This is a genomic window from Sulfurirhabdus autotrophica (assembly GCF_004346685.1).
Taxonomy (GTDB): Bacteria; Pseudomonadota; Gammaproteobacteria; order Burkholderiales; family SMCO01; genus Sulfurirhabdus; species Sulfurirhabdus autotrophica.
In genome coordinates, this window is record NZ_SMCO01000001.1 from 459,260 (window position 1) to 479,509 (window position 20,250).

A 20,250-nucleotide genomic window follows, 5' to 3' on the forward strand; every position below is an offset into this window, starting at 1 on the left:
CAATATCTGTGAAACCAAGAGGTGTCGATAAACCACCTCCTTTAAAAATTCAAACCACAACGTGCAGGCGTTATATCCGCAATTTCAGAACCAAGCGCTTTAAACCAAAATCAAGTAAACAGCCAGGAGGCCTCTTGCTGACGTTTATCTTCATAAGCCTTGATTTTATCAACGTGACGCAGTGTCAAACCTATGTCGTCCAATCCATTCAGCAGACAATATTTACGAAACGCATCCACCGAAAATGCAAATACCTTCCCCGATGGCGTGGTCACCGTTTGTGCTTCAAGATCGATTGCTAAACGATAACCTTCTATTTCACTCGTTTCACGAAATAACATATCTACATCTTGCGCATCCAGCACAATGGGCAATATTCCGTTTTTAAAACAATTATTGAAGAAAATATCTGCAAAGCTTGGCGCGATAATGGCACGAAAACCAAAATCTTCCAAAGCCCAGGGCGCATGTTCACGAGATGAACCACAGCCGAAATTTTCACGTGCCAATAGCACCTGCGCACCCTGATAGCGTTCCAGATTCAGAACAAATTCGGGGTTAACGGGGCGATTGGGGTTATCCATACCAGGTTCGCCATGATCAAGATAGCGCCATTCATCAAATAGATTGGGGCCAAACCCGGTACGTTTAATTGACTTCAGAAATTGCTTGGGAATGATTGCATCCGTATCAACGTTGGCCCTGTCAAGGGGTGCAACCAAACCATCAAGCCGAGTGAACTTATCCATTACTACCTCTTTTTCTCGTCAGCTTTTTTTTCAATCTTGTCGCCCAGCTTGGACACATCCTTGCCAAAACCTTCCACAGTGTTACAACCTGCCAAACCCATCACAGAGAGTGTTAACACAAACAAAAATACTTTCTTCATCAACATGAAACTGCTCCTAAAAGTGTTATGCCGGCATATTTCGAACATCAGCGAAATGCCCGGCAATAGCCGCAGCAGCAGCCATTGCCGGGCTAACCAGGTGCGTTCTACTCCCTGGCCCTTGGCGTCCTTCAAAATTTCGATTGGAAGTCGATGCGCAGCGTTCACCTGGCTCAAGTTTGTCCGCATTCATTGCGAGACACATGGAACAGCCCGGCTCACGCCACTCAAAACCTGCAGCCACGAATATTTTGTCCAGCCCTTCCAGTTCAGCCTGCTTTTTTACCAGTCCAGATCCTGGCACCACCATTGCCAATTTAATGTTTTTAGCAATATGCCTGCCTCGCGCCACATCTGCTGCCGCGCGCAAATCTTCAATTCTGGAGTTGGTGCATGAGCCAATAAACACCTTGTCAATCTGAATGTCAGTGATAGGTGTGTTAGGTTGCAAGCCCATATATTTTAACGCGTGTTCAATACTGCTGCGCTTTACTGGGTCACTTTCCTTTGCAGGGTCAGGTACTTTACCATCTACGGTCGTAACCATTTCTGGTGAAGTACCCCAGGTAACCTGTGGCAAGATCTGGGCGGCATCCATTTTGATGACCTTATCAAATTGCGCTTCAGGATCGCTCACCAAAGAACGCCAGTTAGTGACAGCCTGATCCCACATTTCCCCTTTTGGTGCAAAGGGGCGACCTTTTACATAATCGATGGTTGTGTCATCAACAGCGACCATTCCGGCACGCGCACCAGCTTCAATAGCCATGTTGCACAGTGTCATGCGCCCTTCCATGGAAAGACTGCGAATGGCACTGCCTGCAAATTCGATAGCAAAACCTGTGCCGCCTGCTGTTCCGATATGCCCAATAATCGCGAGTGCTATATCTTTTGCAGTGACACCAGCTCCAAGGGTACCCTCAACCAGTATTTGCATGGCTTTGGATTTTTTCTGGAGCAAACATTGCGTCGCCAGGACATGTTCAACCTCGCTGGTACCGATACCTTGGGCCAGTGCTGCAAAAGCGCCATGAGTACTGGTATGGGAATCTCCGCATACCACGGTCATTCCGGGAAGTGTCGCACCCTGCTCTGGTCCAATAACATGCACGATACCCTGACGCACGTCATTCATTTTAAATTCAGTGATGCCGAATTCTTCGCAATTCTGGTCCAGTGTTTCCACTTGCAATCGTGAAATCGGATCAGCAATACCATGGCTGCGGTCAGTTGTAGGAACGTTGTGGTCAGCCACAGCGAGATTAGCGTTAATCCGCCTGGGCTTGCGACCTTCAAGGCGTAACCCTTCAAAGGCCTGGGGGCTGGTTACTTCATGCACCAAATGACGGTCTATATACAGCAATGCTGTTCCGTCTGATTCCTCATGCACTACATGTTGCTGCCACAATTTATCGTAAAGGGTTTGCTTGCTCATAATGGTTGGGGCAATAAAATAGTAAATTATTACATAATGGTGATCGAAGGGGTAGAGCCCGTGGTTACAAACTGTTCATCATGCAACCTGCTTATCATTTAATCCCACCTTCCAGATCAGCAGAACCATTGCAAGAAATGCAAAACCTGATGCAATGGTGAAGGTCACATTAGGCCCCAGCGAATCCCAGCTGTACCCACTATACAGGCCGCCAAGTGTACCACCGGCACCAAATGCTACGCTGTTGTAAATACCTTGCCCCTTGGATTGGTGTTTACCTTTAAAGTGGTGATGTATCAAAGCTACAGCAGATGCATGGTAAGAGCCAAAACTGGCAGCATGCAGAATTTGTGCAAACAGGATTACCCCTAACCATTTCACTCCCCATGCAATCAATAGAAAACGCAACACCGCCATGGCAAAGCTGAACAGCAATATTTGCTGCAGCGTGAAAATGCGAAATAGCTTCGGCATCCAGATAAATACGGCGATTTCACAAATAACGCCTAATGCCCACAACCAACCCACGCTGCTTTTACTATAGCCGTTATCCACCAGATAAATCGAATAAAAGGTGTAATATGGTCCATGTGCAGCTGCCATCAAAAAACAGGCTGCAATCAATATAAATACTTCTGGTTTTTTTATGATGTGCCAGACTGAAAGATGGTCTGTTTCATGGGCAATCATCTGCGCTTCGGGGATATAACGGGAAAAAAGAACTAACCCTGCCATCATTCCCAATATTGCCCATAGTAAAAAGCGGATCGGCATGAAATCCAGCAAATAGCCCAACCCGACTACAGCCAGAATAAAGCCGATTGAACCCCACAGGCGAATTTTACCGTATTGGTCGGTTTTTTTGCCCAGATGACTGAGGGTAGTCGCTTCAACGAGAGGCAGTGATGCACTCCAGAAAAAACTCATCAGTGACATCACAATAAACAACCAGAGAAAACTGGTTCCGAAAAACACACCAATATAGCTTGCCATGCTGGCCATTGCTGCAATCTGTACGATCAAAACCCGCTTGCCATGACGGTCAGCAATCCAGCTCCAGATATTAGGCGCAAAAATTCGCATAACCTGAAGCAAAGACATCAGTACGCCAATCTGAAAAGCGTTAAATTCGAGCGATTTTAGATATAGGCCCCAGAATGGAGCCATAGCGCCGACGAAGGCGAAATAGAAGAAGTAAAAGCCAGAAAGGCGCCAGTAAGGCAAGTTTTGCATAAAATTATTTCACCGCAGAAGCGCTGAGGCACGGAGAATTCTTCAAACCAAAGCTGGCAAGTAGAAAAATTGATACGTCGTATTGTCTAACCGTACGTACCCGAAGTCCTCCGTACCTCTACGGTTAATCAGCTTTTTTAACTGAGCCGGGAATTTTCGGCGTCGTGCACACCACATCCGCATTTTGCGCGCGATGACGCAAAGCCTGATCCATCAGAACAATAGCGACCATTGCTTCCGATATAGGTGTGGCGCGAATACCCACACAGGGATCGTGCCGCCCTTCCGTGGATACCATGACCGGATTACCCGCCTTATCTATAGAGCGACGGGGCAAACGGATACTCGAAGTGGGTTTGATCGCGATATGCGCAATGATATCCTGCCCGGTAGAAATACCCCCCAGAACACCACCAGCATGATTACTCAAGAAACCTTCTGGTGTCAGTTCATCTCCATGTTCAGTGCCTTTTTGATTGACACAATCAAATCCGGCACCGATTTCGACCCCTTTGACTGCATTAATACTCATTAACGCATATGCAAGGTCAGCATCCAGCCGGTCATAGACAGGTTCACCCCAGCCCACGGGAACATTTTCTGCCACTACACTGATTTTAGCCCCTATGGAATCACCGGATTTGCGCAACTGATCCATATAGGTTTCCAGTTGTGGAACAAAGCTTTCATCCGCCACAAAAAAGGGATTGTCATTGACTTTGTCCCAGCTATTGAAGGGAACAACGATTGGGCCTAACTGTGAAAGATAAGCACGGATCGTGACACCGAACCGTTCATGCAGCCACTTTTTAGCGACGGAACCCGCCGCAACCCGCACTGCAGTTTCACGCGCAGAGGAACGTCCACCACCACGATAGTCGCGGATACCGTATTTTTGCCAGTATGTGTAATCGGCATGCCCCGGACGAAACGTTTCAGCAATATTTCCATAATCCTTGCTGCGTTGGTCTTCATTACGTATTAATAACGCTATCGGCGCACCGGTAGTTTTGCCTTCAAACACGCCCGACAAGATTTCAACCGTGTCGGATTCCCGTCTTTGGGTCACATGGCGAGAAGTACCCGGCTTGCGGCGATCCAGATCTAATTGAATATCTTCTTCAGACAAAGCCATTCCTGGAGGACAACCGTCTACAACACAACCAATCGCTGGGCCGTGAGATTCACCAAAAGAAGTCACACTAAATAATTTGCCTAGGGTATTTCCCGACATCGCTATTCATCTCGCAATAAATAAAAGTTGATTAGCAGTTTAACATAGGCAGATTCAATCCAATGAGCGTCTTGGCAGGAAAATTTTGGTCCATTGGATTCGTAATACGCAACAAGGCTTGTGTTTCATATTTTCAATCTCAGTGAAAACCATATTAATGGCTGTTGCAGGCAATCCAGATGAACTGCAATCCAAAATCACCTACACCTGATTTACCCAGCCCAAACCTCTGGTTGAGCGTTTGTATGCTGCATATCGACTAACCACATAATCTCATAGGTCATTCTGTTAGCTTCAACATGCGCATTCCCCAAGCCACACCAAACCCGGTAACATCGCTAGCCACCGCTCCCAACCCGCCATCGCAACGGCTGGCAGACAGATCCATATGTATCCAGGGAGTATCGTCAACAAAACGCTGCAGGAACTTGGCCGCAAGGATATGATCAGCCTCACCATCCAGAGTGCATTGCTTGATATCTGCCACTTTGCTGTCCAGGGCAACCTCGTAGTCGCTGTCCATCGGGAACGCACAAACCCGTTCACCCGATTCGATGCCCGCATCCAGTGCTTTGCTTATTAACGCATCCCGATTACTGAAAACACCACTATATCGATTACCCAGAGCAGTGACGCAACTGCCTGTCAAAGTTGCAAAATCAATCATGAAATCAGGTTTCTCACTAGAAGCAAGCGTCAGCGTATCTGCCAGCACCATGCGCCCTTCCGCATCGGTATGAATAATTTCAATGGTCGTGCCGTTTAACGCTGTTACCACATCATTTTGTTTGTATGCCTTAGGACTGATATGGTTTTGCGCAAGCGCTACCCAGCAATCAATATTAACAGGCAGTTTTTGACGCGTTGCAGCCAGCAATATTCCCAATGCGACTGCCGAACCATTCATATCCTCATGCATGCCATGCATATACTTGGCAGGTTTCAGATTGTGCCCGCCCGTATCAAAACAAATGCCCTTACCTACAAGCGCAACTGTCTTTTTTGCATCTTTATGGGTATAACGAACGCGCACAATTGCAGCATCTTCATCAGCGCTGCCCTGTGCAACCGCAACAAAAGCACCTGCACTCAGCTTGCGCAGTTTTTTCATATCAAATTCAATTACTTTCCAGCTATTTACTTTTGCAAGGTGACGAATTCGTTCACGATAAAGTCCCGGCGTCAGTTCGTTTGCAGGTAGCAAAGTCAACTCTCGAGCAAGCAGATTTCCATCCGCCTTTGCCTTCAAATCTGCAAATTTCCCGGGATCTTTATAACCAAATAAAGTAATACTCTTCAGGGGTTTTGGAGGCATCTTCTTTTTGCGTACCATCAAACGCGCCCCATTCACCCAAGCTGTGTAGAGTCCAACAGATGCTGCATTTCGCCTTTCCTTTTCATTACCATAAACGCTAATAGCCAATTGCTGCGGATGTTCCGTCAACAGCAAATCAAGCGCTTTTCGCATAATGGTCAATTGTTCAAACCTGGATTTGCTGATATCAAGCATCACCCATACAGCCATCGCACCATGGTCAAGATCGCAACTGATTGGATTTTCGATCAATTCATTCATTTTCATACCGCGACGAGTGACCGCTGCATTCAATTTTTCATGGTAGGGAATTGCGATCCCAGCTAAGCCATTTTCTCTGACTGGTAAAACAAACAGAATATGCGAATATTCGCCACCATTAATTTCCGACATTACCTTTTGATTTTGTATTAATTTTTCAACCACACGCACCCCCAAAGACACCCTATGGGCTACAGTAAAAACTTGACCAAAACGGTTAAGTTGGTAATGATAGCAAGTTTATTCAGCTAGCCAACAAGGCAAATTACAAGCAGGAACAAAGAAGTAGCAAGAATTATCGCTATTTGCCGGGCTTTAAGGCAAGTTACTGAAAGCACAAGCTCGGCGCAAGGATTAATTAATAAGGAATTACCCATGAAATTGGAAGATAAAAAACGCATCCTGCGCGGAATGGTGCTAGCACGCCGCTTTGAAGAACGCTGTTACCAAGCGTTTATCGAACGCAAAATTGGTGGTTTCATGCACCTCTATCCTGGTCAGGAAGCATGTGCAACGGCTGTAATGGAAGCAGCTCGCCCAGGAGAAGATTATGTGATCACCGGTTACCGCGATCACATCCATGCCATGCTGTGTGGTACTGACCCAAAAGCTGTAATGGCTGAATTGTACGCCAAAGAAACCGGTTGCTCCAAAGGCCGCGGTGGTTCCATGCATATTTTCGACGTAGAACACCGTTTCATGGGCGGCTACGCACTGGTTGGCGGTCCGTTTCCACTCGCTGCCGGCATCGCAAAAGGCATTCAATTGAAAGGCGGCGATGAAATTGCAATTTGCTTCCTGGGTGACGCTGCCAACAACCAGGGCACATTCCATGAAACCATGAACATGGCTAAAGTGTATAACCTGCCTGTCCTGTTTGTATGCGAAAACAACCAATATGGTATCGGAACAGCAATTCATCGCTCCACAGCCGTTCTTGATCAGTTCAAGCGTGTCTGCGCCTACGACATTGAAGCTGCGCAGTGCGATGGCCAGGATTTCGACATTGTTTATGAACACGCCAAAAAGGCGGTTGATCATGTACGCAGTAAAAAAGGGCCTTATTTCCTTGAACTGATGACCTACCGTTATCGCGGCCACTCCATGTCTGACTCCCGCGGCTACCGTACTCGCGAAGAAGAGGAACTGTGGAAGCAACGCGACCCGATTCTGATTCTGCGTGATCGTCTGCTCGATGCAAAAACACTCTCCATGGACGAATACACTACCATGGAAAAAGAAATCGACGCTTACATCGAAAACGAAGTCATCAAATTCGCTGAAGAGTCACCGGAACCGGATGTAGCTGACCTCGAAAAATACGTGTTAGCTTAAATATATTAACCACAGAGACTAAGAGACAAAGTGAGTTCATTGCAAAGCAAGGTTTGACAAACTCAACCCTGTTTAACGATGTACTTCTACAAGTAAGATTGCGTGCCTCTGTGTCTATGTAGCAAAAGATTGAAAGGATAACAATATGGCAGAAATTATGTACTGGGAAGCGATTCAGCGTGCCCATGATGAAGAAATGGCCCGCGACCCGCTAGTCATCTGTATGGGTGAAGATATCGGCGTTGCCGGTGGCACGTATAAAGCGACCAAAGGTCTGTTTGAAAAATACGGCCCCCTTCGCGTGATGGACACCCCTATTTCCGAGAACGGTTATACCGGCCTGGGTATTGGTGCATCGTTCCTGGGTGTGCGCCCCATTATTGAAATCATGTCAGTCAACTTTGCCTGGCTCGCCATGGACCAGATTTTTAACTCGGCAGCGAAAGTACGCTACATGTCCGGAGGTCAGTTAACTTCGCCAGTGGTAATCCGTTCTCCAGGCGGAACAGCTCATCAGCTAGGTGCCCAACACTCTGCACGTATGGAAAAAGTATTTATGGGGATTGCTGGCCTGCGCGTGGTCACGCCTAGCAACCCAAAACAGGCTTATGGTCTGCTTAAATCTGCGGTCCGTTCAGATGATCCTGTATTTATCAACGAACATGAGCTGATGTACAACATGAAAGGCGAAGTGCCTGACGAAGAATACTTCATGCCTCTGGAAGGCTCTGAAGTGACTCGCGCAGGTACGGACGTCACCTTGTTCGGTTATAATATTTCCGTACACTGGTGTATTAAGGCGGCAGAAATTCTGTCCAAGCAGCATGGCATCAACGCGGAGATCGTAGATCTTTATTCGCTCTCTCCGCTTGACCGTGCCGGCATCAAAAAATCTGTCAGTAAAACGCACCGCGCAATCGTTATAGAAGAAGATGAAGCACCGGTTGGTGTTGGTTCTGAAGTCATGGCCATCATTAATGAAGAGTGCTTTTTTGAACTGGATGCCGCACCTGTGCGTGTGCATGCAGTCAACGTGCCGATTCCATACAACCACAAGCTTGAAAAAGCAGCGATCCCTGATCATGAAGATGTGGTCAAGGCAGTATTGAAGATGTTTGGCAAAGCGTAACATATCAACATTGGACGCAGATGCGCGCTGATTGACCAGGAAACCCCTAGAATCTGCGCACATCTGTGAAAATCCGCGTCCTGTAACACAACTAGGAATTCAGCATGTCTGCACATTACGTTATCACTATGCCGCAGCTATCCGACACCATGACAGAAGGTGTCGTTGTTACGTGGGAAAAAAATCCCGGAGATAAAGTATCTCGTGGCGACATCGTCGCCACCGTTGAAACAGACAAAGCCATCATGGATGTCGAAGTATTTACTGAGGGTTACCTCGTAGGCCCGATGGTCGAAGTTGGCGCAACCGTACTAGTGGGTGGCGCGCTTGGCTATATCAGCGACACCCAGGGCGATGTATCCGTTGCGGAAGACGAAGTCGTCACCAACAAGGTATCTGTCGAAATCGTCCCTCACGATTCAGGCACCCCCATCCTGATGCCTCAGCTTTCAGACACCATGACGGAAGGCACAGTGGTGACATGGGATAAAGCCATTGGAGACAAAGTTTCCCGTGGTGACATTGTGGCTACGGTTGAAACAGACAAAGCCATCATGGATGTTGAAATTTTTACAGATGGCTTTTTATCCGGTCCGCTAGCAGGGGTTGATAGTGTAATTCAAGTGGGTCACCCCATGGCTTTCATCGTCGCTGATCAAGAAAAAGTCAGCACATCAGAAGTCACTATTTCAGCAAATCACCAGGTAGCCGAAAAATCTGCAAAAACAGAACATGTAGCGGTTTCAAAACCTGTTACTGCACCTCAGTCAGTGGTTCAAACAGATATTTCCCAAATACCGCAAACCAGTGCAAAACCAGCTGCCCGCCCTGCTAACCGCTATGCCAGCCCTTATGCCCGCAAGATTGCATCTCAGATGGGTGTGGATCTGAATCAGGTTTCTGCAACGGGCCCTAACGGCGTAATTGTCTCGGCCGATGTAGCCAAATCCCGACCAAGCATGGCCGAAGTTGCCCATCAGTTGCCTCAAGTGCAGGTACCTGGACAAGGCCGCGCCATGACATCCATGGAAAAAGCTGTCGCCCACTCCATGACTGCCGCACTGACACTTCCTACATTCCATGCAACTTTCAACATCAAACCGGAGAAATTGATTGCAGCAGCTAAAGCGCGCAGTATTTCAGTCACGGTAGCCATTGCCAAAGCCTGTTCAGTGGCAATGCAAAAGCATCCCATGCTGAATTGCACCTATCAACCTATCGACAAAATCGTTGAAAGAACCAACCACGATTTTGGTTTGGCTGTAGCTGCAGATGGCGGCGGGCTCGTCGTTCCTATCCTGCACAATGTAGAACAGAAGTCACTTGAGCAATTACAGGCAGAGTGGAGTGATTTGATGCCACGCGCCCGTATGCGCAAACTCGCTCCAGCAGAATATGCGAACCCGACCTTTACCATTTCCAATATGGGTATGTTTGGTGTAACCCATTTCACAGCCATTCCAACTCCAGGAATTGCTGCAATCATGGCCATTGCAGCAAATGGCCCGGAAGGCATGCCAGTCACCATCACCGCTGACCACCGCGTAGTGAATGGGGCGCATGTTGCTGCTTATTTAGCTGATCTCAAGAAAATTATTGAAAGCCCTGAAACCTGGATGTCCGAAGGTTCACAAGCACCGGCATCTCCAATTCCTGAAGGCAACTGGGATGTACAAGTTGTTGTGATTGGTGGCGGCCCTGGCGGAGAAGATTGTGCCCGTGACCTGGTTGAACATGGCGTTAAAGTCGCCATGATCAACAATGCTCCGCTACCTGGTGGTGAATGCCTGTGGCGTGGTTGCATACCGTCCAAGGCATGGCGTCACGCTGCGGATATCATCCGCAACCGAACTCATGATGCAGCCATTGGTATAACCGGCACAGACAAGCCTAAACTTGCCTGGGATGCACTGGAAACCCATCGTAAATCCGTGCTTCAAACCCGCGGTGAAATGGCACTTAAAACCGACATAGGCGTTAAAATTGACGTGAGGGAAGGATTTGCCAGCTTCGTTGATGATCACACCATTGAAATCAAACCTGCTGAAGGCAAGCCATACAAAATGACGTTTGGTGCCGCAGTTATCGCCACTGGCGCACCTCCATTTGTGCCCCCTATTCCAGGTGCTAAAGAATGCCTGGCTACAGGTGGTGTCATCACCTCCGACACTGTGTGGAATTTGCCGAAGCCGCCAAAAAAACTGGGGGTAATTGGTGGTGGTGCCATTGGTATTGAGATGGCCCAGATTTTCCACGATTTCGGAACAGAAGTGATTCTGCTGGAAGGCAAAGACCGCCCTCTCATGGAAGTTGAAGAGGAAATTGCCAAACACCTGAATGAAATCCTGAAGCAGGAATTCAAAGTTGAAACTTCTGCCAAAATCATCGACATTTCTGGCAAACCAGGCAAAATGGCTTTGAAATACACCAATGCAGAAGGTACAGAAGAAACCTTTGCTTGTGATTACGTGTTGATGGCAACCGGCAAACGGCCGGACACCGCTGCACTCAATCTGGAGAAAGCCGGCGTGGTTCTGGATGGTGCCGCAATCAAAGCAGACACCCAGTGCCGCACCAATGTACCGCACATCTATGGCGTAGGCGATGTTATCGGTGGTTATATGCTGGCTCATACTGCTGCTACTCAAGGCCGCGTCGCTGCAGCCAACCTGACAGGCGAAACACTCAAATATAATCAGGATCTGGATTGCGGTGTTATTTTCAGCCGTCCAGAAGCTGGTTTTGTCGGGTTATCTGTTGCACAAGCGAAAGCCAAAGGCATAGACGCTGTTGAAGCAAAAATGCCTATGAGCATTGACGCTAAAGCCATGATCAGCCTGGAAACTCAAGGCATGATCAAGCTTGTAGCTGATAAAGCCACACAAAAAATCATCGGCGTACATTTCCTGGCTGACCATACCGATACTTTGATTGGCGAGGCCGTTATGATGGTATCTGCCGGCATAACGCTGACACAGGCTGCACAAGCGATTCATCCACACCCAACCCAGACTGAATTATTTGGGGAATTGGCTAGAAGATTGCAGGCACGGCTACGGAGAACATCTAAAGCCAAAGCCTAAGCAACTAAAATGACATGGAACAAACCTAATATGAAGATAAGTTCTGGTTTATTCCATGTCATTGCGGTGCTTTTTACCCCCCAACTTTCATATTTCCGGCAATAATTGCGCCATGCTTTATTCCATACTGCGCCCTCTCCTTTTCAAGCTAGATCCGGAATCAGCCCATCATTTCACACTGGATGCCCTGGAAAAAGCACATAAGCTTGGCCTATTACGGCTAATCAAACCCGGACATAAATGTTTGCCTCGCAGCGTCATGGGGCTCTCTTTTCCGAACCCAGTTGGATTAGCTGCTGGGCTAGACAAAAATGGCGATTACATCGATGCACTGAGTGATTTAGGATTCGGCTTTATTGAAATCGGGACTGTGACACCACGTCCACAGCCAGGCAACCCTAAACCCCGATTATTTCGCATCCCAGAAGCCAATGCCATTATCAACCGCATGGGTTTTAACAACAATGGCGTTGACAGTCTGATCGCCAATGTTGAAAAAGCGCGATACTCTGGTATTTTGGGTATCAACATCGGCAAAAACTTCGATACACCTATTGAAAAAGCTGCTGACGATTACCTGATAGGTCTCCGCAAGGTTTACCCTTACGCCAGCTACATTACAGTGAACATTTCATCCCCTAACACCAAGAACCTGCGCCAATTGCAGCAAGCTGACGAATTAGGTGCCCTGCTTGACCAATTAAAAACAGCGCAAGACAAACTTGCCAGCGACCATGGTAAATATGTGCCAATTGCACTTAAAATTGCACCAGACTTGGAAACCGAACAAATCATTGAAATTGCAGAATTGCTTCTGCAATATAAAATCGACGGCGTCATTGCTACCAACACCACCCTTTCACGGGAAGGGGTGGAAAGTTTGAATCAAGGCAATGAAACTGGTGGACTCAGCGGTGCACCTGTACGCATCAAATCAACAGCAGTGATTAAACAACTCAGTTTGGCGTTGCAAAAGAAAATCCCCATCATTGGAGTCGGTGGCATTTTGAACGGATTGGATGCGGAAGAAAAATTTAAAGCAGGTGCAGACTTGGTCCAGATATACAGTGGTCTTATATATCGTGGCCCGGAACTCATTAAAGAAATTCTCCAAACGATACGTTAATCGGTGACAAAACAATGCCCTATTTTCCCAGTATCAATTTTATTGCCACACCAAAAAAAACCGGAAATTTTGCATTAGAACGCCTAGAATACACACGACTAGTCCTGAAAAAATCAAAAATGTGAGGATGCATGCAGCAAACCAATGATGAAGTCAGCTCGCACCAGAAACAAAACCTGACAGCGCTATCTATTGCTGCAATCGGGGTGGTTTATGGTGATATTGGTACCAGTCCCCTTTACACGCTAAAAGAAGTATTCAATGGGGTTCATAGCATCCCGGCGAACCATGCTAATGTGCTTGGCATCTTGTCTTTGATTTTCTGGTCTTTACTGATAGTTGTGTCCCTCAAGTACGTTGTATTCATTATGCGTGCAGACAACAAAGGTGAAGGCGGAATTATGGCGTTGATCGCCTTGATGCAGCGCGTCACAGAGAAAGACTCCCGGTTGCGCTGGATTCTACTGGTTTTAGGTATATTTGGAGCAGCGCTCTTTTTTGGTGATGGTTTGATCACCCCTGCAATCTCAGTACTTTCGGCGGTTGAAGGTTTAAACGTTGCCACACCTACGCTTGAGCCTTATGTTATCCCTATTTCATTGGGTGTGCTGATCGCATTATTCAAAATTCAGCGTAATGGCACGGCTAGCGTTGGTGCGTTATTCGGCCCTGTCATGATCATCTGGTTCTTAACACTTGCAGTTCTGGGTGTGATTAAAATATTTCAATATCCGGATGTTTTGTACGCTATCAACCCGATGTATGCCGTGGACTACTTTCTGGTCCATGAGTGGCATGGTTTTTTAGTACTAGGGGCTGTTGTACTTGCGTTGACGGGTGCAGAAGCGCTTTATGCTGATATGGGCCATTTTGGGAAACATCCCATACGCGCCGCCTGGTTTTTGTTTGTTTTGCCATCTCTATTGCTAAACTATTTTGGTCAGGGTGCGCTACTCATCCATGACCCCAGCGCTGCAGTAAACCCATTTTACAAGATGATCCCCGAATGGGGTATCTACCCGATGATAGCCCTGGCGACAATAGCAACAGTCATTGCTTCCCAGGCAGTGATCACTGGTACTTTTTCAGTCACGCGGCAAGCCATTCAACTGGGCTTCATGCCCCGTATGGAAATATTACATACATCAGCTAAGGAAATCGGCCAGATTTACATTCCTTTCATGAACTGGGGTATGTTGGTAGGCATTATTCTGCTTATCCTCGGTTTCCAGTCATCAAGCAATCTTGCCGCTGCTTATGGGGTTGCCGTAACCGGAACTATGGCGATCGATACTATTCTTGCATTCGTTGTAGTACGTGGACTATGGAAATGGAGTTGGCCAACCACATTAATTGGCATGGCCTTTTTCTTATCCATTGATCTAGCGTTCTTTAGTGCCAATTCCATGAAAATTGTACAAGGCGGCTGGTTTCCGTTAGCCATTGGTATTGGCTGGTTTACATTGATGTCCACCTGGAAGCGGGGGCGGCAAATTCTCTTTGAACGCCTGCGTGAAGGAGCCATAGCTCTTGAACCTTTTCTTGCCAGTATTGCTGAACATCCCCCGATACGCGTACCGGGTATTTCAGTATTTTTGACTGCCAGCCCGGAAGGTGTGCCACACGCATTGCTCCATAATCTGGTGCACAACAAAGTATTGCATGAAAAAGTGGTATTACTCACAGTGCAAACCATGGATGTCCCTTGGGTACCCAATGAAGAGCGACTGGAAATACATCCATTGGGAAATGAATTTTATCGCGTAGTCATTTACTACGGCTTTAAAGATGACCCGGACATTCCTGATGCACTTTCCCAGTGCAAAATTGAAGGAATGGAATTTAATATGCTGGAAACCTCATTTTTCTTGAGCAGAGAGACACTGATTCCCACAAAAATGCCGGAAATGGCTTTATGGCGAGAAAAAATATTTGTTCACATGGCTCGTAACGGCAGTAGCGCAACAGCCTTCTTCAAAATTCCAACCAATCGAGTCATTGAGCTAGGCTCACAAGTTGAACTTTAGCGTTAGCCATTAGGTAAAAACATGCGCATAGGCATACCAAAAGAGATCAAGGATCAGGAGTATCGAGTAGGCGCCACACCTGCGGGTGTAAAAGCACTGGTAACGGCTGGCCACGATGTCATTGTTGAAACATCCGCCGCATCCAGAATTGGCTTTAGTGATGAAAACTATCTTGCTGCCGGAGCAAACATCGCTCAATCAGCCAAAGCGGTTTACGATGCTGATTTGATTATTAAAGTCAAAGAGCCTCAACCCACTGAATTCCCTTATTTAAAAGAAGGGCAGATACTTTTTTGCTACTTGCATTTGGCTCCTGCACCAGACCTCACCCATGCGCTATTGCAAAACAAAGTAATTGGCATCGCATACGAAACTATCACCGACGCTCATGGCACCCTTCCCTTATTAACGCCCATGTCTGAAGTTGCAGGCAGAATTTCTATCCAGGCAGGTGCAACGGCGCTTCAAATGGAACACGGGGGCAATGGCACGTTACTGGGAGGCGTTCCAGGTGTGCCCCCTGGAAAAGTACTGATACTGGGAGGCGGGATAGTTGGCACTAATGCTGCAAAGATGGCAATAGGCCTGGGTGCAGACGTTACTTTACTCGATATTAATGCAACACGGCTCCGCTATCTGGATGATATTTTTGGTTCGCGACTGAAAACTGCCTATTCAGATCCCCATACTATCGAAACACTGGCTCAAGAAGCGGATATAATTATTGGATCGATTTTATTGCCCGGGAAAAAAGCACCGAAATTACTGACCCGCAAAATTATTGCTTCCATGAAACAGGGATCAGTGTTGGTCGATGTTGCGATTGATCAGGGAGGATGTGCTGAAACATCCCGGCCGACAACGCACACCAATCCTACCTACATAGAAGAAGGGGTAGTACATTACTGTGTAACAAACATGCCTGGAGCAGTTGCACGCACATCAAACTTCGCACTGACGCATGCCACCCTCCCTTATGCATTACAGATTGCCGGAAAAGGCTATCAGAAGGCGTTTACGGATAATCCAGGTTTCCTCAACGGACTGAACGTGCATTTCGGAAAAATTACGCATCCGGCCGTCGCCTCAGATTTAAATAGTCCTTTCACGCCCCCCGCTGTCGCATTCAAAGACATTTAAACTCACAACACTGTGCTTCAACCCAATACCTGCTTGTATAATAGGGTTGCAACATTTCACTGAGCAGACGATAATTTCATAAATATTAGCGACCAATAATAAAGCAGATGGAAAGCTATTTACTTCTATTAGTCGGGGCGGTGTTTGTTAATAACATCGTGCTCGTAAAAATACTCGGCCTATGCCCGTTCATGGGGGTTTCCAAGAAACTGGAGACCGCGATCGGCATGGGTGCAGCCACCACATTTGTCCTGACCCTGGGCTCCGGGTCCAGTTATCTGATCAATGAGTATCTCCTGGGCACTGACCTGTTCTACCTCCGCACACTGTCATTTATTGTGGTCATTGCTGGTATTGTTCAATTTACTGAAATGGTGGTGCAAAAAACCAGCCCGACGCTGCATCAGGTATTGGGAATCTATCTGCCGCTGATCACAACCAACTGCGCGGTACTAGGCATTCCCTTGCTGAATGTACAACAGAAACATAACTTTCTGGAATCTTTGCTTTTCGGTCTGGGCGGCGCCGTTGGATTTTCCATGGTATTGATCCTGTTTGCATCCATGCGAGAACGCCTCGATGCAGCCGATGTGCCGCCTGTATTCAAAGGTTCGGCCATTGCGATGATCACGGCAGGATTAATGAGCCTTGCATTCATGGGTTTTGCCGGGTTGGTGAAGTGATCGAAACGTTCATTTCAACAGCAGTAAAACACAAGGTTCAAGCATGCTAACAGCCTTGCTGGTCATGACAGGCCTTGCTTTATTACTGGGTGCAGTACTGGGTTATGCATCTATCAAATTCAAGGTAGAAGGCGATCCCCTCGTTGAAAAAATCGACGCAATTCTACCCCAGACACAATGCGGTCAATGTGGTTTCCCTGGGTGCAAACCCTATGCAGAAGCTATCGCAAGGGAAGAAGCTGAGATAAACCAATGCCCGCCAGGGGGTGATGAGGGAGTGCGTAAGCTTGCTGAATTGCTAGGCAAAGATTTCAAACCCCTGAATGCTGAACACGGCACGCCCAAGCCTAAGTCTGTCGCTATTATTGATGAACCAACCTGCATCGGCTGCACATTATGTATTCAGGCTTGCCCTGTAGATGCTATTTTAGGCGCGCCAAAGCAGATGCACACCATTCTGGCAGCCGAATGTACCGGATGCGAATTATGCGTTGCGCCTTGCCCGGTGGATTGCATCAGCATGATAGAAATTCAACCTGATATCAGCACATGGAAATGGCAGTACCCGATATATCAAATAAAATCGGTATGACCACATATACATACATATGACGAACCTGCGATCTCTCTACAATTTTAATGGTGGTGTCCACCCGCCCCAACATAAAGAAGTATCTGCGGGACGGCCAATCGTTAAAGCGCCCATTCCTTCACGTTTGACAATCCCTTTGCACCAGCATATTGGCAATGTTGCCAAGCCAATCGTCCAGGTTGGCGAAAAGGTATTAAAAGGGCAAATGATTGCTCAGGCCGAAGGCTATGTCTCAGCATCAGTACATGCATCCACTTCTGGTACGGTCAGTGCAATTGAGATGTTGTCAGTCCCACATCCATCGGGACTACCGGATTTATGTATCGTTTTAGAGTCCGATGGTGAAGACACCTGGGCAGAACGTATTCCACTAAATTACCGTGAGATGGATCTCAGTGCCTTACGCAACAGATTACGTGATGCTGGCGTGGTCGGATTGGGTGGCGCCGTATTCCCCAGTTTTATCAAATTGAATCCTGGACCCCAGCAAAAAATCCAGACATTGATTATTAATGGTGCGGAATGCGAGCCCTGGATTACCTGCGATGACATGCTGATGCGTGAACGTGCTGATGAAATTGTTCAGGGCATCGAGATCATGCGGTATCTGATGCGTCCGGAAGAAATTCTGATAGGCATTGAAGATAACAAACCGGAAGCCATCGCTGCCATGCAGGCAGCCTGCAGCAATTTGCATTTTCAGATTGACGTCATCCCCGTTCCTACAATTTATCCAGGTGGAGGTGCCAAGCAGCTGATTAAGGTGCTTACCAATAAGGAGCCCCCTTCTGGTGGACGTTCAACCGATATCGGCGTGCAGTGTTTCAACGTAGCTACCGCCTATAGTATTCACCGTGCTATTAACCATGGTGAACCCGTCATCTCACGCATCGTCACTGTGACGGGAAATGTCACCCTTCCCCAGAATTTTGAGATGCTCATTGGCACGCCTGTCAACGAACTGGTTGCACTAACCGGTACGCCAAAAGCGGACACAAACCGTTACATAATGGGCGGACCCATGATGGGATTTGACCTGCCATCTGATCGGGTTCCAGCAATCAAAGCCACCAATTGCATTATTGCTGCATCACCCAGGCTTTTCCCTCAGCCCCCTGCTCCAATGCAGTGCATCCGTTGCACCCGTTGTGCGCAAGCCTGCCCTGTGGATCTTCAACCACAGGAGCTATACTGGTTTGCACGTGCCAAAAACCTTGGTAAAGCACAGGAGTATTTCCTTTTTGACTGTATCGAGTGCGGTTGTTGCAGTTACGTTTGCCCAAGTAACATACCACTTGTGCAATACTACCGTTTTGCCAAAAGTGAAATCTGGGCGCGGGAAAAGGAAAAACAGGCATCAGACCTTGCCAGGGAACGACATGAATTCCGCCAGCTCAGAATTGATCGGGAAAAACAGGAACGCGCCGAAAAACTGGCTAAAAAGGCAGCTGCCGCAAAAGCAGCTCCTACCCCAGCGGTTGAGGGAACTGCAAACCCATCTGGGATTGACAGTGATGCCGCCGCTAAAAAGGCAGCAATTCAGGCTGCTATCGAGCGCTCCAAGGCCAAGAAAGCAGGCATTGCGCCAAAGAACGTTGATAATCTCCCACCGGACAAACTAAAAGAAATTCAGAACATCGAAGCCAGAAGAGAAAAAATTCGTGAATTGGCTCAAAAAGAAATTGAGTGATGTTGTATCCCTATTTAACGTATTGAAATTGATTTCATGAATTCACCCTACATCAAAGAAACAACCAGTGTCAGCATCATCATGCTTAAGGTGCTGCTCGCCCTGGTGCCTGCGATCGGGCTATACGTCATGTATTTCGGACCAGCTATTCTGGTAAGCATCATGCTGGCCATTGCAACTGCGTTAGTTTGCGAATCGATGATGCTCAAATTTCGCAGTTATGCCGTAAAACCATTTTTACTGGATGGGAGCGCAACAGTTACGGCGGTGCTTCTGGCGCTTTCCATGCCACCTTTGGCACCCTGGTGGCTAATCGTCATAGCAACCGCATTTGCCATTATCGTCGCCAAACATTTATATGGCGGATTGGGAAACAACCTGTTCAATCCTGCCATGGTCGGATATGCCGTCATGATCATTTCCTTCCCGGTGCATATGACGCAATGGCCCGCGCCGGAAATGCTTGCGAGTGCACATCTTACATTTACTCAAGAACTGCAATATATCTTTGCGGGCATCATGCCAGATGGCCTGAATCTCGATGCTGTCAGTATGGCTACACCATTAGATACTTTAAAAACCCAGCTCAAGCTTGAACATACTATTAACGAGATACTTCAAATGCCCATTTTCAGCTGGGGCAGCGGCAAGGGAACAGAAATAATCGCACTGGGGTATTTGGCAGGTGGATTAATATTATGGCAGCAACGCATCATCACCTGGCATATTCCTGTTGCTTTCCTGTCCGGACTATTTCTCACAGGCAGCTTATTCCATATTTACGATACCGATCGCTACATTTCTCCGTGGTTCCATCTGTTGAGTGGCGGTGCCATGCTGGGCGCATTTTTCATTGCGACCGATCCTATCACCGGCGCAACGACTCCCAAAGGCAAACTGATCTTTGGCGCGGGAATCGGCTTTCTGACTTACGTTATTCGATCAATGGGTGGATATCCTGATGGTGTGGCTTTTGCTGTACTCATCATGAATATTTGCGTTCCACTCATCGATGCGTACACACAACCTAAGGTATTCGGTCATAAAAGCGTGCAACCCGATGCACAGGAAAAATGAA

16 protein-coding genes are annotated in these 20,250 nt (G+C 47.4%); 10 read left to right on the plus strand and 6 right to left on the minus strand.

The genetic code is table 11. The features are described from left to right. Positions 1–110: 110 nt before the first annotated feature. From leuD to EDC63_RS02290, 6 genes are all read right to left on the minus strand, one after another. Positions 111–749: a 3-isopropylmalate dehydratase small subunit gene (leuD, locus tag EDC63_RS02265; RefSeq protein ID WP_124947584.1), complete on the minus strand. Its 639-nt coding sequence runs from the start codon at positions 747–749 to the stop codon at positions 111–113. Between the two features lie 2 nt (positions 750–751). Then, positions 752–895 (minus strand): entericidin A/B family lipoprotein, encoded by a 144-nt coding sequence (locus tag EDC63_RS02270; RefSeq protein WP_370685884.1) that lies wholly within the window; start codon positions 893–895, stop codon positions 752–754. A 19-nt stretch (positions 896–914) separates the two neighbouring features. Then, a complete protein-coding gene (leuC, locus tag EDC63_RS02275) occupies positions 915–2,324 on the minus strand; it encodes a 3-isopropylmalate dehydratase large subunit (protein WP_124947583.1) in 1,410 nt (469 codons plus the stop codon). Positions 2,325–2,402: 78 nt separating this feature from the next. Then, a complete protein-coding gene (locus EDC63_RS02280) occupies positions 2,403–3,557 on the minus strand; it encodes an MFS transporter (RefSeq protein ID WP_124947582.1) in 1,155 nt (384 codons plus the stop codon). 124 nt (positions 3,558–3,681) lie between these two features. Further along, positions 3,682–4,791 carry a chorismate synthase gene (aroC, locus tag EDC63_RS02285; protein WP_124947581.1) on the minus strand — a complete coding sequence of 370 codons (1,110 nt, stop codon included), beginning with the start codon at positions 4,789–4,791 and terminating at the stop codon, positions 3,682–3,684. Between the two features lie 280 nt (positions 4,792–5,071). Further along, positions 5,072–6,499, minus strand: a complete 1,428-nt coding sequence (locus tag EDC63_RS02290; protein WP_132920871.1) for a M17 family metallopeptidase — start codon at positions 6,497–6,499, stop codon at positions 5,072–5,074. Between the two features lie 243 nt (positions 6,500–6,742). On the opposite strand from EDC63_RS02290, the gene pdhA reads away from it, so the two are divergent. The 10 genes from pdhA to rsxD all read left to right on the plus strand — a co-directional run bounded on the left by pdhA (position 6,743) and on the right by rsxD (position 20,249). Beyond that, positions 6,743–7,702, plus strand: a complete 960-nt coding sequence (pdhA, locus tag EDC63_RS02295; protein ID WP_124947580.1) for a pyruvate dehydrogenase (acetyl-transferring) E1 component subunit alpha — start codon at positions 6,743–6,745, stop codon at positions 7,700–7,702. Positions 7,703–7,847: 145 nt separating this feature from the next. Then, positions 7,848–8,831 carry an alpha-ketoacid dehydrogenase subunit beta gene (locus EDC63_RS02300; RefSeq protein ID WP_124947579.1) on the plus strand — a complete coding sequence of 328 codons (984 nt, stop codon included), beginning with the start codon at positions 7,848–7,850 and terminating at the stop codon, positions 8,829–8,831. 104 nt (positions 8,832–8,935) lie between these two features. Next, positions 8,936–11,914, plus strand: a complete 2,979-nt coding sequence (locus EDC63_RS02305; protein ID WP_124947578.1) for an FAD-dependent oxidoreductase — start codon at positions 8,936–8,938, stop codon at positions 11,912–11,914. Between the two features lie 112 nt (positions 11,915–12,026). Next, complete coding sequence (locus EDC63_RS02310; RefSeq protein WP_124947577.1) at positions 12,027–13,040, plus strand: quinone-dependent dihydroorotate dehydrogenase; 1,014 nt, start codon at positions 12,027–12,029, stop codon at positions 13,038–13,040. Positions 13,041–13,171: 131 nt separating this feature from the next. After that, positions 13,172–15,067 (plus strand): potassium transporter Kup, encoded by a 1,896-nt coding sequence (locus EDC63_RS02315; RefSeq protein WP_124947576.1) that lies wholly within the window; start codon positions 13,172–13,174, stop codon positions 15,065–15,067. Between the two features lie 21 nt (positions 15,068–15,088). After that, on the plus strand, positions 15,089–16,207 hold the full coding sequence (gene ald, locus EDC63_RS02320) for an alanine dehydrogenase (protein WP_124947575.1): 1,119 nt from the start codon (positions 15,089–15,091) through the stop codon (positions 16,205–16,207). A 107-nt stretch (positions 16,208–16,314) separates the two neighbouring features. Next, positions 16,315–16,890, plus strand: coding sequence for an electron transport complex subunit RsxA (rsxA, locus tag EDC63_RS02325; protein WP_124947574.1), 576 nt, complete (start codon positions 16,315–16,317; stop codon positions 16,888–16,890). Positions 16,891–16,933: 43 nt separating this feature from the next. Beyond that, positions 16,934–17,482, plus strand: coding sequence for an electron transport complex subunit RsxB (rsxB, locus tag EDC63_RS02330; protein WP_124947573.1), 549 nt, complete (start codon positions 16,934–16,936; stop codon positions 17,480–17,482). A 16-nt stretch (positions 17,483–17,498) separates the two neighbouring features. Continuing rightward, positions 17,499–19,172: an electron transport complex subunit RsxC gene (rsxC, locus tag EDC63_RS02335; RefSeq protein ID WP_124947572.1), complete on the plus strand. Its 1,674-nt coding sequence runs from the start codon at positions 17,499–17,501 to the stop codon at positions 19,170–19,172. A gap of 36 nt (positions 19,173–19,208) precedes the next feature. Further along, positions 19,209–20,249 carry an electron transport complex subunit RsxD gene (gene rsxD / locus EDC63_RS02340; RefSeq protein ID WP_124947571.1) on the plus strand — a complete coding sequence of 347 codons (1,041 nt, stop codon included), beginning with the start codon at positions 19,209–19,211 and terminating at the stop codon, positions 20,247–20,249. Position 20,250 lies beyond the last annotated feature (1 nt).